14 protein-coding genes and 1 pseudogene are annotated in these 13,976 nt (G+C 55.7%); 12 read left to right on the plus strand and 3 right to left on the minus strand.

Features of this window, described 5'->3' with window-relative positions:
* The first annotated feature begins 1 nt into the window (after position 1).
* From JJD66_RS11525 to JJD66_RS11540, 4 genes are read left to right on the plus strand one after another with little or no spacing between them, the layout of a single operon-like run.
* Positions 2-121: a GpE family phage tail protein gene (locus JJD66_RS11525; RefSeq protein WP_082430453.1), complete on the plus strand. Its 120-nt coding sequence runs from the start codon at positions 2-4 to the stop codon at positions 119-121.
* Positions 111-3,791 (plus strand): phage tail tape measure protein, encoded by a 3,681-nt coding sequence (locus JJD66_RS11530; RefSeq protein ID WP_234452211.1) that lies wholly within the window; start codon positions 111-113, stop codon positions 3,789-3,791. The genes JJD66_RS11525 and JJD66_RS11530 overlap by 11 nt, the downstream gene beginning before the upstream one ends.
* Positions 3,792-3,796: 5 nt before the next feature.
* Positions 3,797-4,237, plus strand: coding sequence for a phage tail protein (locus tag JJD66_RS11535; protein WP_065932297.1), 441 nt, complete (start codon positions 3,797-3,799; stop codon positions 4,235-4,237).
* Entirely contained in the window at positions 4,234-5,493 is a 1,260-nt protein-coding gene (locus JJD66_RS11540) for a phage late control D family protein (RefSeq protein ID WP_200648184.1), read from the plus strand. Before JJD66_RS11535 ends, JJD66_RS11540 begins: the two co-directional genes overlap by 4 nt.
* Before the next feature lie 15 nt (positions 5,494-5,508).
* Here the strand turns inward: JJD66_RS11540 and JJD66_RS11545 are convergent, their stop codons facing one another.
* The 3 genes and pseudogenes from JJD66_RS11545 to JJD66_RS11555 all read right to left on the minus strand — a co-directional run bounded on the left by JJD66_RS11545 (position 5,509) and on the right by JJD66_RS11555 (position 8,476).
* Positions 5,509-6,756: a hypothetical protein gene (locus JJD66_RS11545; protein ID WP_200648185.1), complete on the minus strand. Its 1,248-nt coding sequence runs from the start codon at positions 6,754-6,756 to the stop codon at positions 5,509-5,511.
* Positions 6,734-7,777: pseudogene (locus JJD66_RS11550) on the minus strand (nucleoid-associated protein). Before JJD66_RS11550 ends, JJD66_RS11545 begins: the two are co-directional and overlap by 23 nt.
* Before the next feature lie 228 nt (positions 7,778-8,005).
* Positions 8,006-8,476: a helix-turn-helix domain-containing protein gene (locus JJD66_RS11555; RefSeq protein WP_014717545.1), complete on the minus strand. Its 471-nt coding sequence runs from the start codon at positions 8,474-8,476 to the stop codon at positions 8,006-8,008.
* 38 nt (positions 8,477-8,514) lie between these two features.
* Between JJD66_RS11555 and JJD66_RS11560 the strand changes: the two genes are divergently transcribed.
* The 8 genes from JJD66_RS11560 (at position 8,515) to JJD66_RS11595 (ending at position 13,768) form a co-directional block, all read left to right on the plus strand.
* Positions 8,515-8,763, plus strand: coding sequence for a phage-associated protein, BcepMu gp16 family (locus tag JJD66_RS11560; RefSeq protein ID WP_044483570.1), 249 nt, complete (start codon positions 8,515-8,517; stop codon positions 8,761-8,763).
* A 40-nt stretch (positions 8,764-8,803) separates the two neighbouring features.
* On the plus strand, positions 8,804-9,274 hold the full coding sequence (locus JJD66_RS11565; protein WP_200648186.1) for a YmfL family putative regulatory protein: 471 nt from the start codon (positions 8,804-8,806) through the stop codon (positions 9,272-9,274).
* Positions 9,274-9,576, plus strand: a complete 303-nt coding sequence (locus tag JJD66_RS11570; protein WP_200648187.1) for an ogr/Delta-like zinc finger family protein — start codon at positions 9,274-9,276, stop codon at positions 9,574-9,576. Before JJD66_RS11565 ends, JJD66_RS11570 begins: the two co-directional genes overlap by 1 nt.
* Positions 9,573-9,947 carry a hypothetical protein gene (locus tag JJD66_RS11575; RefSeq protein WP_200648188.1) on the plus strand — a complete coding sequence of 125 codons (375 nt, stop codon included), beginning with the start codon at positions 9,573-9,575 and terminating at the stop codon, positions 9,945-9,947. Before JJD66_RS11570 ends, JJD66_RS11575 begins: the two co-directional genes overlap by 4 nt.
* Before the next feature lie 70 nt (positions 9,948-10,017).
* Complete coding sequence (locus JJD66_RS11580; protein ID WP_200648189.1) at positions 10,018-10,263, plus strand: hypothetical protein; 246 nt, start codon at positions 10,018-10,020, stop codon at positions 10,261-10,263.
* 11 nt (positions 10,264-10,274) lie between these two features.
* A complete protein-coding gene (locus tag JJD66_RS11585) occupies positions 10,275-13,073 on the plus strand; it encodes a toprim domain-containing protein (protein WP_200648203.1) in 2,799 nt (932 codons plus the stop codon).
* A gap of 61 nt (positions 13,074-13,134) precedes the next feature.
* A complete protein-coding gene (locus tag JJD66_RS11590) occupies positions 13,135-13,446 on the plus strand; it encodes a hypothetical protein (RefSeq protein WP_200648190.1) in 312 nt (103 codons plus the stop codon).
* A gap of 58 nt (positions 13,447-13,504) precedes the next feature.
* Entirely contained in the window at positions 13,505-13,768 is a 264-nt protein-coding gene (locus tag JJD66_RS11595) for a hypothetical protein (RefSeq protein WP_200648191.1), read from the plus strand.
* Positions 13,769-13,976 lie beyond the last annotated feature (208 nt).

The raw sequence follows: 13,976 nt of genomic DNA on the forward strand, positions 1-13,976 counted from the left end.
CATGGCCGATCTGGCCGTGGTTTTTCACTGGGCGCCGGCTGATATGGATCAGTTGGGCCTGCAAGACCTGATGGACTGGCGCGAGCGCGCCAGGGTGCGGAGTTCCAACGATGGCGAATGATCTGAGACTTCAGGTGCTGCTCAGCGCCATCGACAAAGCCACAGGTCCGCTGAACAAAATCACGGGCGGTAGCAAGGAAACCGCCCGCGCCCTCAAAGCCGCTCGCGACCGCCTGAAAGAACTCAACACCCAGCAACGCGACGTCGGCGCATGGCGTGAACTGCAGGCCGCAACACGCGCGACATCCGAGGCGCTCGCCGCCAACAACACCAAGGTAGGCGAACTCGCCCGCGAAACGGCCAAAGTCCGGCAGCAGCTCGCTCCGACTCAGGCGCTGTTCGACAAGTCCCGGCAGAAGGTCGACGCGCTCAAAACGAGTCAGACCGACCTCAAGCGCGAACTCACCGGAACACGCAACGCCCTGGGGTTGATGAGCGACGAACATCGCCAATCAGCCAGCCAGATCGCTGCCCTCAATACCGTGATGCAAAAGGGCAATGCCCTGACCCGAGCGCAGCACGACGAATACACCCGCCTCACGGCCGCACAGCGGGAGCGCAAGACCCAGCTGGACCAGCTCGCAGCCAAGGAAAAGGCCCTGGCTGACCGGTTCACACTCAACAACGCGCAGTTGCGCACCAGTCGTGCGGGCCATGCCAGTCTGCGCGACGAGATCCGCCGCCTGGAAAGCCCGTTCAAGGACCAGCTCGCGCTGCTGAAACAGCACACCGCCGAGTCGAAACGCTTGGGCGAGCAGTACGGCCAGCAGCAGGTAAAGCTTGCCAACCTCGGCGAGCAGCTCAAAAACGCCGGCATAAACACCAATGCCCTGGGCGCGCACGAGCTGAAGCTCAAGCGCGATATCGACACCGCCACCCAGGCCATGAAGTTGCAGATGGACCAACTGGATGCGTTGAAGCGCAAGCAGGATAGCTTGGCGAAGGCCCGCGCCACCTACGATAAAACCCAGAGCCTGGCTGGCAGTGTTGCTGTGTCCGGCGCAGCCAGCCTTGGCGCGGGCTATGCCGCCAGCCGCCCTGTGGTATCGGCAATCAAAGCCTTTGCCCCGAATGAAGACTCGGCCACACAGCTAAAAGTGTCGATGATGGACGACACCGGGAAGGTTTCCGCCGACTTCCAGAAGATCACCGACCTGGCCACCAAGCTTGGCGACCGACTGCCAGGTACCACGGCAGACTTCCAGAACATGATGACGATGCTTCGTCGCCAGGGCATCAGTGCGCAGAGCATCTTGGGCGGCACAGGGGAAGCGGCTGCGTATCTCGGTGTGCAAATGAAGATGGAAGCCACAGAAGCGGCCGAGTTCGCCGCCAAAATGCAGGACGCCACCAGAACCACTGAAAAAGACATGATGGGGCTGATGGACACCATCCAGCGTGGCTTCTACGCCGGTATGGATCCGAGCAACATGATGCAGGGCTTCAGCAAAATTTCACCTGTCATGGATGTCATCAAGAAGTCGGGCATCGACGCGGCCAAAGAACTCGCACCGCTGCTCATCATGATGGACCAGGCCAGCATGGACGGCAGCTCGGCGGGTAATGCTTTCCGTAAAATTTTTCAGGCAGGTTTGAATCAGGACAAAGTGGACAAAGCGAATGGAGTGCTCGCGACAAAAGGGATGTCGCTCAAATTCACTGATGACAAAGGCAATTTTTCCGGCCTGGAAAATTTGTATGCGCAAATTGAGAAGCTAAAAGCGCTGAATGATGTCGATCGTACGGAAGTTAAACGGACGTTGTTCGGGGACGATGCAGAGACGATGTCCACGCTCGACGTAATGATGAACAAGGGGCTGGCCGGTTATCGGGAGGTGCAACAGAAGCTGAAAACCCAGGCCGACCTGCGTACCCGCGTCAACGAACAGCTCGGCACCCTCACCAACGTCATGGAAGCCGCAGAGGGTAGCTTCACCAACGCCATGGCCGAGTTCGGCGCTGCAGTCGCTCCCGACCTGAAGAGCCTCATCAACACCCTGGGCGAGCTTGCCAACGGGGTTGGAACTTGGGCGAGAGAAAATCCGAAGTTGGCCGCAGGCCTGGTGAAAGTTGTGGCGGCTGTAGCAGCTGCCGCCGTGGTATTCGGCACACTGGCCTTGACCATGGCAAGCATGCTCGGCCCCTTCGCGGTGCTTCGTTACGGCATGGCGATGTTTGGCATTCGCTTGGGCAGTATCAAAGCGCAGCTAATCGGAACCCGCATCGCAGCTGCAGGCGCCGGTGTAGAGGTGGGCCGGATGGGACGAATCTGGAAGACGGTCACGGTCAGTCGCGCCGCCGGCAGCATGGTGAGTGTAATTCCAACCCTAATCAATTCTGCGCGGCTTGCGGCAGTCAGCGTGTTTCCAATGCTCGGCAGCGCCATCAGCGCGGTCGGTGCGGCCATCCTGGCAACCCCGGTCGGGTGGCTGATCGCCGCTGTCGCGGGTCTGGTCGCCGCCGCGTTGCTGATTTACAAGTATTGGAAGCCGATTAAAGGGTTCTTCCTCGGCTTCTGGCAGGGGCTCAATGAGACCCTGCAGCCGGTCCTTGCCGGGTTCGGCAAGTTCGGCGGTTTGCTGGTCAGCCTGGCCAAAGCGGCCTACTCCATTCCGGTTATCGGTTTCGCACTGCGTCTGCTGGGCAGAATCGTCCGCCCTCTGTTCAACATGATCTCTTCCGGTATCAGTGGTGTGATCAGTTGGTTCAGCGACCTATTGAAGCCGGTCGACGACGTTGGCGGTGCTGCGCAGTCGATGGGCCAGCGCTTCGGTGCAGCCGTCGGCAACATGCTCATGACACTGCTGCAGAGCATTGGCTCTATCGCAACCGGCGCAGCCTACGTGTGGACCACCATCAAAGCCAGCTTTGACCAGGGCCTGAAGGGCATCCTGCAGCTGATCATCAACTTCAGTCCATTGGGGATGTTCTACCAGGCCTTCGCTGGGGTGATGAGTTACTTCGGAGTGGAGCTGCCCGGGAAATTCACAGAGTTCGCCGGCATGATCATCAACGGCCTGGTCAACGGTCTGACCGCTGGCTTTGGCGCTCTCAAAAGCGCCATCGGGTCAATCGCGACCGGCGTAGTCAATGTGTGGTCCACAATCAAAGCGAGCTTTGACCTGGGCCTGAAAGGCATCCTGCAACTTATCACTGGCTTCAACCCGCTCGGGCTGTTCTACCAGGCGTTCGCTGGTGTGATGAATTACTTCGGCGCGGAGCTGCCCGGCAAATTCACTGATTTCGGCGGCATGATCGTCAACGGTCTGGTAAGAGGCTTGACCGCCGGGCTCGGCGCCGTGAAGGGTGCTATCAGTTCCATCGGTGATTCCAGCATTGGATGGTTCAAGGAAAAGCTCGGCATTCACAGCCCGTCGCGCGTTTTCGCTGAGCTGGGCGGTTTCACCATGGAAGGGCTGACAAAGGGCCTGGAAGGCGGACGAAAGGGGCCGCTGAACGCGTTGTCAAACATGGGCAAGCAACTGACTGCGGCCGGCACCCTGGCCCTCACCGCGACAGCCATGCCGGCGTTAGCGGTCGATGATTGTCCTCCGATCAGTAGCGCGGGCACTTCGACGGTTTACGACAGCCACGACACCTACCAAATCACCATCGCAGCGGCCCCTGGCATGGACATGCAAGCCATGGAGAAAAGTCTGCGCGCCATGCTCAACAAGATTGAAAACGAGAAACGCGCCCGTCAACGCAGCAAGTTATCGGACCGGGATTAATCACCATGATGCTCAGCCTCGGCATGTTCGTGTTCAGCCTATCAACTCTCGCTTACCAGGAGCTGCAGCGCCAAACCAATTGGCGACATGCCAGCAACAGCCGCGTCGGGGCGTCACCCGCACTGCAGTTTGTCGGGCGTGGGGACGACACCATCACCCTCCCCGGCATCATCCTCCCGGAACTGGCTGGCAGCGTGCTCAGCTTGGACGCTCTGCGTTTGATGGCGAACACCGGCAAGGCCTGGCCGATGGTCGAAGGTACTGGCCGGATTTATGGGTTGTGGGTGATCGAAAGCCTGAGCGAGACCAAAACTGTATTTTTCAGAGACGGCACGCCACAGCGCATCGAGTTCACCCTTACGCTCAAGCGTACCGACGATGACCGTATCGACCTGCTCGGCGCCGCGACCAGTACCGGGCTCAGCATTCTGCGGGGGCTGTTGTGATAGAGGCCGCGCTGTCCAAAGTCACCGGTTACCTGGTGGACACGGCGGAACGCTTCGTTCGGGATGCCGCCTACCCTGTCCCTGCCTTCCGTCTCACGGTGGACGGCAACGATATCGCCATGAAGGTGAGCCCGCGGCTGATGAACCTCGAGCTCACAGACAACCGTGGCGTCGAGGCCGACCAGCTCACTATTACGCTGAGCGACCATGACGGTCTGCTGTCGATACCGCCCAAGGGCGCGGTGCTACGTTTATGGTTGGGGTGGAGCGACACTGGCCTGGTCGACAAAGGCACCTACACCGTCGACGAGACGGAACACACCGGCACGCCGGATGTGCTCAGCATTCGCGCTCGATCGGCAGATCTGCGTAAAGGGCTGAAGACCAAACGCGAGCGCAGCTGGAGCAATACCACGCTGGGCAAGGTCATCGGCGACATCGCCATGGGAAACAACCTCACGTCGACTGTGGCCGGTGCACTCGGTGCGCTGCCGATCTTGCAGCTTGACCAGGCCAACGAATCGGATGCCAACCTGATTACCCGCTTGGGCGAAGAATTCGACGCGGTGGCCAGCGTGAAGGCCGGGTGTCTGCTGTGCATCCCCGCCGGCGGCGGCAAGACGGCGAGCGGGCTTCCCCTGCCCCACATTACCCTCACCCGTGCCGACGGCGACCAGCACCGCTACTTGCAGGCAGATCGCGACAGCTACGACGGTGTGCGCGCATATTTTTACGACGTGCACAGCGCCAAGAAACAGGAGGCGATTGCCGGCGGGGGAGACAATCTCAAAGACCTTCGCCACACCTACAGCGACCAGCAGTCTGCGCTCAGGGCCGCGAGAGCTGAATTCCGGCGCCTGCAGCGCGGCAGCGCCACGCTCAGCTACACGCTCGCGATGGGCCGACCGGATCTGATCCCCGAACTGACCTATACGCTCCAGGGCGTTAAGGATGAGATCGACGAGATCATCTGGTACGGCGGCAATGTGCAGCACAGCCTAAGCCCGGATGGCGGCTATACCGTCAGCCTGGAGCTGGAGAGCAAGTTGCCGGAGGAAAACGTTGAAGATCTGGCGGAAGAGAGCAAGGGCGATTACACGGGGATCATCGCGTATTACCGCGACCAGAAAACCGGAAAGGAAAAGGCGATTACGGCAGGGGATCAGACGAAGCCGAGGAGGTTGCGGTGGTTGTACGCCAGTGAGCAGACGGCGAAACGCGCTGTCAATCGCGAACAAAGCAAGGTGGATAATTAAATGTTACTCACCAGCTTACTTGTCGCCACCTTCTCTTAAGGAAGGATCACAAAAAAGTGAAACAGCTCTCAACACGACATAAGATAAGATACCGATGGATGTCCAAGTAATCGCACCCCATGGTACAGCTCCCTTATCAGAAAAATAAAAGAACATAACGAGAGCCACACCAAAGGATATAAGAACTACAAGACCAACGACTTCCAACAACATCGATTGATACCTGTACCGAACACGCAGCAACTTATAAGGCGCATCAAATTTTAGTTTGACTGCATTATGCTTACCTTTGATCAAATCCCACTCTGCGGTCATTTCAAAAAAAACAGTAGCTAAGGTATTTTTTTGATTCAATATCAAAAACAACATAAAAACTGCAAAAACAAGCGACCCCACCAAAATAAAAAAATTCTTCAAAGAGAATCCGTCAACCACTTCCATCTGACCGCAAACAACTATCAACGCAACTGGAACCGCTAAAAGCTGGTTCTGTATATCGGAAAAAACTTTGTTGATTTTTGCCAGCGCCTCAAATTTACTCTTTTCAACTTCAGCCTTTATCTTCTGAAAAGAAAACTCCGAAACGTACAGTTGATAACTGGACGATACACGCCTCGCAAACTCTTCAAACCGAGACATAATCAACCCAACATGAAATCGTCCCTCACCAACCTCCTTTTTCATCTCCAAAAGTATAGACTTAACAATAGTACGCTTCTGCTCCACGTGCGTTTCTGTCTTTATATAATCTTTTGCAAAAGCTGAGACACCGCTCAAGCAAGACATCTCCTCAGGACTATACTCAAGAAACAACTCAATCTTTTCCCCATGGAAAAAAATCAATTTAGCAGCACCTTTAGGGACAACGTGATCAGCTAACGGGGGAGAAAATAATCCCACCAAGGTAACAGCATCTACATACGAACATACTTCTGGAGGGGCAGCCTCATAGTCACCTTCATATAAATAGTTGATATCAGCCAGATAAAATTTGGCAGGGATAGACTGACGGCGCTGGCTGGTAGAAAGCAAATCATCTAATGAAAAAGCAAAAAAAGCGTTTTGCTCCAAAGGAGGCATAAAGAGCACCTCTCTGTTCTCAGCAGACGAGCTTTGGAGCATCTCGAGCCTTTCCAACTTTGTAACGGCTTCTTCGAATACTTCGCAGGGAAGAGTCCCCCTCAAGCGACCGTTCTCAAGGGTGCGGTTCTCCAGTAGCTTGTAAACTTCGATAGCTAACTCAATCTTCGTCGTTGGCAGCATTTTGAGCACCGAGAGCCTTATCCATTTCAGCAAGCAGGTCTGCTGGTGGATTCATTATAACTAAACCCTGCAACTCCGGATCATAATAAACAGTTTCATTCCGAAGATCATTAACATCAAAGCTTACACTAACACTACCAAACCGCCTACTAACTCTCATTAGTTTTTTGTAAGTGGCTGGATTTGGCGAAAAAACTTCACTTACCTCATACTCGTTATCCCTTATGAAATTAATGAATGATTCTGGAGCTTGATCATTAATAATTGCAGACAACGCAACCAAATTTACTGGCTCATCATTCGCTTTCTTTTAAACACAATGAGCATATAACCGATCAGTAGCAACTTGTCTTTTGAGTGGCTCCCAGCCCTCGCTTTCGAAGTAATCATTGAGAGCCGTGACTGTTACTTCTGTATTATGTCGAGCATCAGTATATTCAGTACAAGCCAAGGCTACCCGGAAGTACTTGGTAACATCGGCGTCAGCAGCTCGCCTTTTTATAAATGAAAGATATGGCTGCTCATTATTCTGCCATTTTTGAATATCAATACGCGCTGCTTCATACAAATGACTAACGTCAAATGACAAGGAATCATTCAGATCTAGAGTCGCCTCATCAATGCCTACGCCCTCCTTAAGCTTCAACATTGCTATAAGAAGCCAATCTCTGCCCTGATTATGGTATCGAACAAAAAGCGGCCAGGTCGTAGTAGCCATCCACTGTTCTTGCATAGGAACAGAGATCAACGAACACACCCCACGACTAAACTTGACGAGATCTATCTCCTGATCGACATATCTTTTCATTAGAATAGGAAACTGATGAATTAAAGCATCATCACCAAATGTCCCATAGCCGTTACTGAGTCGAGTGTAAAGGGTTAGCACTTCCCCTCCCAAAGTATCGAGGCGCGCATCAATAGGCAGCACCACTTCACGGGGCTTTATTGTTACCGCACCTTCACCATTAGTTTCACGAGCCTTGAGAACCCCATGAATAATCGACTCAGTAATTTCCATAATTCTGCTGCGCCCTAGCTAATTAATTTTATGATGAATAAATCACCGATTTTTTTCGGACTTACCACAGACGGTATAAATGAGATGAAAACGTACAGAGTACGGGGGGGTGCTAGGCATAGATCACTTCCCTATGACGATTCGGCAGAATCGCAATCCCTGTAGATCGGGCTTGGCGAGTGGATCAGTGCTATTCCTTCACGCTGATCCGTTCTTAATGGGTACAGATTATGCTGGCCGTTTGGTATCGGCAAGGGCTTCAGTCAAATCCTTGAGGCGCTGCTCGACATCCATTAAGCGTTTCTTTTCCTCAGCAGCGCTCTGTATCTCCCGCTTACCTGCCTCCCCAAGCGAGCGAAACAGCTCAAGGATGGCCTCCTCCTGCTGATTAACGGTCCGCGCATCCGATGATTCGGCCGAAACACCCAGACACATAGAGCCTTCGCCTGTCAGCAACCAATCCAGGCTTATACCCAAATGAGTGCGAATGGCGGCCATGGCCTTCGCGTTAGGCTCCCGCTCACCCAGAAGGTAGTTCTGGAGCGTCCTGTATGGGATCCCCACTACCTCTGAGGCCTCCTTAATAGACATGCCTCTGTCGTCGATAACGCTGCGCAGGCGAGCGGCTATACTCATTTTTTCATGAATTCCAATTGACGCACCCGTTTTGGTGCGTATACTGCGAACAAACAGGTACATCTTAACCAACTAGGAACACTCGAACCATGAGCCAAGCCATGGAAAAACGCCAGATCCAAGCACGACTGATCGAGCGTGGCAGTAACTTCCGTCAGTTCGCCCTAAGCCATGGCTATGAAGTGCGCACAGTGACGCAAGTGGTTCAGCGTTGGGCGGGAAACAACAAGCTGCCCCGTGGCAGGTTGACGTTCCAAATCCTACGAGACCTGTCTCGGATGATCGGCAAAGAAATATTGCCGGGAATCCTCGCGGAAAGCGCCGAGCAAAACTCAGCACCGGCTGTATGAAACGACTGTAGGGGCGATGACTCCAGGGAGAAACCAGAAGATGAAACGCCCAGTTCTAGACAGCAGAAAGAGCGTCGTTATGGCCGTCATCGGCGCCTACCCTGGCGGTCGGATGTACGCCTCCGCCGACCTCGGTATGCCGCTTAAGAAGTTCGACAACCAGGCATACGAAAACGCGGGCAGTCGCCCACTGACGGACGAACACATTTACCGCCTCGAGCAAACCGCTGGCACTACCTACCTTGCCGACTACATCGCCTCAATGTACGGCGGCATGTTCGTGCCCCTGAGCCTCCCGGACACCCTGGACAACGTCGAGTTGTACAGCCGCTCGCTCAAAGCGTCGGCTCAGCGGGGCAAGGTCGATCAGATCATGGCTGCGGCGCTGGATGACGGGGTTATCGAAAAGCGTGAGGCCGACGCGATTGTCGCCGCCCTGATCACGTACATGTCAGCCCGGTACGCCGAAGTCTTTGCAACCATCCAGCTTTACAGCCAGGGAGCCGTTTAGTGAGTACATACAAGCTGGTGTGCCCTTGCTGCAACAGCTCCATGCGCATCCGTACCTCCGAGGGGCAGACGCCCTGCTTCCGCTCGATGTACTCGGAATGCACCAACTTGCTGTGTGGTGCCACCTTCTCCGGCTCGTTGGTTTGGGAGTATCAGCTCAGCCCTTCGGGCATTGAGCGGCCCCTGACGGTTTTGCCCACGGCTCCCACAAAGGTTCGACTACTTGCACGTCAGAACCTCAAGCCGAAAAACGATCAACCCGATCTGCTGGAACAACTGGAAATGGAGGCCGCACCTTTATGAACACCATCGCCCTGACTACAAACCCCGCCAGTGACTACCGAGCCGCAATGCAACAAGCGGCTGTGGCCTACCTCTACCGTCACCGTTGCGAACATCTCGCCGGCGACGGCCAGCTGTTAGAGAACTGCTCCCGGTATTTGACTCAGTCGCTTGAGGTGCCGACGCACCTGGTGCAGCGCATTGCTGAGCTGGCGGTGGCCGAGTTTGAAAGCATGACCTGCAAGCGTGTGGCTTGGCTTGGCATTCATCCCACAAGCGGCCCCTTCCGGCCGGCGATCTTGTTGCTCGACAACTGCACTCAACAGCGACATCGCGTTTCAGCACGCCTACTCCCCACAAGCCTGCTGCTGACTCGCAACCTCCCGCACTAAACCAAAACCCTCCCTACTAGATGCCCGCACCGCGTGGGTAGGGGAAATTTGCAACTTACTGGTGGCCGAAATGAGCAAAATCACCATAAAACTGGAGCTGGACGAACAACAGGCGCAGCACTACCTGTTGTGGTTGACCAGTCAGTACGAAGTCACCATGGCTGATATTTGGTACTCCGACCGGTACCGGAACGTGCCAAGTGGCCAGCGAGCGCCGAAGGTGCTCGAGGACTTGCCCTACCTGGCAGGCATCTGCAAGACGCGCAGCGAGCTGAAAAAACAGCTCGTTGTTACGGCTACGGAGCATGTGCAGTGATTCGCAAGCCGATGGAAGACAAGATCCGCGCTGATGTACTTCAGCGTCTGGAGTCTGATTACGGCCTTCAGCACATGAAAGGCACGCATTACATGCGTAAGGGCACCTGCCCGCAGTGCAATCAGAAACGTTTGTTTTCACGTCACGATGAACCCTGGTTCATCCGGTGTGGCCGTGAGAAAAACTGCCGGTATATAGCTCCGACCAAAGAGCTGTACCCGGACCTGTTCGACGACTGGAGTAAGCGTGCACCTGCCACCCGTGACGAGCCAGCCGCCAGTGCAAAAGCGTACCTGGCCTTTGCCCGAGGTTTCCGCGTTGAGCTGTTAGAGGGTTGGTACACCCAGGAGAGCTACTTTGATCGCGACCTGAATATTGGCTCTGCGACTGTGCGCTTTCCCCTCGAGCACGGCGGGTACTGGGAGCGCTTGATCGACCAACCGTCGCGGTTCGGTAAGAAGAAGGCCCGCTTCCAACCCCTCAAGAGCTATAGGGGCCATTGGTGGTGCCCACCATGCGTGGATCTGCTTGAAGTGCAAGAGCTGTGGATCGTTGAAGGAATCTTCGACGCGATCGCGCTCATTCAAAACGGAATCTCTGCGGTTGCAGCACTGTCCTCAAACGCCTTTCCAGAGGAATCACTAAAGGCGCTGATCACCGCTCGCGGCGGTAAACCCCCCAAGTTGGTTTGGGCTCTGGACAACGAGCCAGGCGCTCACAAGTACACCCGTATGTGGGTCAACCGTGCCCGCGAACTCGGTTTTACCTGCGAGGCTGCTCAGGTGTCACAGCCTGACGCCCGCAAGGTCGACTGGAACGATCTGCATCAACGCTGGGCGTTTATCGACGATGAAAAAGCCCGCGCTGATCGCATCGAAAAGGACTTGAAAGAAGCCCGTCACCAGGGCGCCCTGTTGATTGCAGAGAGTGCCAGCGACAAGGCATTGCTCATGTACCAGTGGCGTGAACGTGAGGAGTTCCACTTCTGTTTCGACTCGCGCCTGTACTGGTGGAAATTGGACTTGGCGAAATATAACAGCGCCAAGCAGGCCCTCGAAAAGAGCGACGGCCACGAAGCCCAGACACTCAATGAAAAGCAGCTTCGGGAAAAGGCGCTGAACGTCGCCGGCTGCGTCGTCGAGATCGCCAACTGCTACCCCAAAGCCCTCTATTTCCAGCGCAACGAGATTACCGACGAGTCCTGGTACTTCTTCCGCGTCGACTTCCCGCACGACGGCGGCTCAGTGAAAAACACCTTTACGGGTGGTCAGGTCGCCGCTGCCAGCGAATTCAAGAAAAGACTTCTCGGCATGGGTGCCGGAGCCGTGTTCACCGGCAGTGGACAGCAATTGGACAAACTCATGAAAGACCAGCTTTTCGGCATCAAGACCGTTCAGACCATCGACTATGTGGGCTACAGCAAGGAATACCACTGCTACGTGTTCAACGACGTCGCCATCCGCGAGGGCCAGGTAATTCACATCAATGAGGAAGAGTTTTTTGAGATGGGCAAGTTGAAGCTCAAGACTCTGCAAAAGGGTGTGAAGATCGATCTGGAAAAGGATGGCAAAAAATACGATGACCAGTGGCTTGGGCTTCTGTGGCAATGCTTTGGTGCCCAGGGCATCGTGGCATTGACCTTCTGGTTTGGCTCGCTGTTCGCCGAACAGATCCGAGGCCGGTACCAGTCGTTTCCTTTCCTTGAGGCCACTGGGGAGGCCGGTGCCGGCAAGACCACTTTGCTCACGCTGCTATGGAAACTCGCGGGCCGAGACGGATACGAAGGTTTCGACCCATCCAAATCCACCAAGGCCGGTCGCAGCCGCTTGATGGGCCAAGTATCCGGCATGCCCATTGTGCTGCTGGAATCAGATCGCAGCGGCGACGACAAGGCCCACGCCAAGACCTTCGAATGGGACGAACTCAAGGATTACTACGGCGGCGGCACCCTGGCGACCAAGGGTGTGAAAACCGCCGGTAACGAAACCTACGAACCACCGTTTCGCGGCACCATCGCCATCAGTCAGAACGCCCCTGTTGTGGCGTCAGAAGCGATCATGACCCGGATCGTCAAACTGCACTTTGTGCGTCCGAACGTCACCGCTGAAAGCCGTGCGGCGGCAGATCGGCTCAATGCGCTAGAAGGTTCGAGACTCAGCAACTTTGTGTTGCAGGCAGTACGTAAAGAGCTGGAGGTGATGGAGCTGTTTGGCCAGAGGATAGCGGGCTACGAGGCGAAGTTGCGCAATTTGCACTCCCACTGCTTTGCCTGCGACACCCCATTCAAAGACGAGCACAGCGAATGTAGCCATTGCGGCAACAAGTTGCGCGGCTACATCCGGGTGGAGCGAATCAACAAGAACCACGCCCAAATGCTCGCCCTGCTGGACTGCCTTTGCATGGTGGTGCCGCTCACCGACGCTCAGGTCGAGCACACCCGCTCGCAGATCATCCGCATGGCAATTGAGCGCCAGGCCTCGATCAGCTCCGACCATCCGGTAGTGGCTGAATTCTGGGAAGTTTACGAATACCTGGAAGGCCTGGACGCCGAAGGCCCGGTGGTCAACCACAGCAAGAAGGACCACATCATCGCCATCAACCTCAACGACTTCGTCAAGTGTGCGGCAGAAAACCGGCAAAAAATCGCTGACGTCAGCGAGCTGCGTGAACGCCTGAAGGACTCCCGCTCGCGGAAGCTGCTCGACGTCAATAAGGCGACTGACAGCGCGGTGCGGGCTCACCAGACAAGTAAGACCAACGCCGTCGTCACCAAGCAACCGATCGTGAAGTGCTGGCACTTCCAGGCTTGATTCATCAGCGGCAATACCTGTCAGGCGCTGCAACGTCTGACCCACCCAAAGGAGAAGCACCATGCACGTACAAGTCATCACCGGTGACGGCCCAGACGGCGTAAGCAATCGCCTGCGGCACATAAAAGAGCTGAAAGCCTGGTTCACCCGGCCCGCGAAAATCGTCCATGCCGAAGCGTACGACCCGGCCGGCCTGATCACCATTCTAGAGGTCCGTGCGAAGACTGAGAGAGAGTTACTGGTACTGGAGTGCAGCCGCGAGCAAATCCAGGCAGTGCTGGAATGGCAGTCGCAAACGGATGAATTTATTGAGTATGAAAACCTGCTGCTGCACCTGGTGCGCAAGCAAAACCCAACCGGCGAAAGCCAGTAAGAAGGTGGTGGCGAAGGGCTGCAACCCCTCGCCACCGACCACCCAAAGGAGAAGCACCATGCAAGTGAATCAACCCCAAGGCGGCACCGCAGAGGCTACCACAACACAGCTCGCTGTCGGCGACGAGGTCAGCTACGTCGCAATGAGCGGCGGTGGCCGAGAATATCGCCTTAGCGCACATACGGGCGTGATCGTAGGAATCGAAGGCAACGTTGCCACCCTGCGCGCGGCCAACGGCCGCAGCGTTACGCAGCCCCTCGATAAACTGACGCCCGAAGGTCAGCCCAATGCACTCACACGCATGGTTATGGGAGGGCTGTAAACAATGCCTAAGCACCTTGGCCCTGAACGCGAGCGTCCGACCATGGCAAGCCATCGGCTTGACCTGCCCAGCCGCTGCGATATCTGCGGCAAAGCACGCTCCACCCGCAAACACCAGGCATGTAGCCGTATTCGCCAACAGACCAAAACGGCGGAATGGGCGGCTTTCATGGCTGAGCGTGAAGCGGCCAGACAGAACAAACCGCGTC

It is taken from the genome of Pseudomonas sp. MF6751, assembly GCF_016613265.1.
In the GTDB taxonomy this organism is placed as follows: Bacteria; Pseudomonadota; Gammaproteobacteria; order Pseudomonadales; family Pseudomonadaceae; genus Aquipseudomonas; species Aquipseudomonas fluorescens_BV.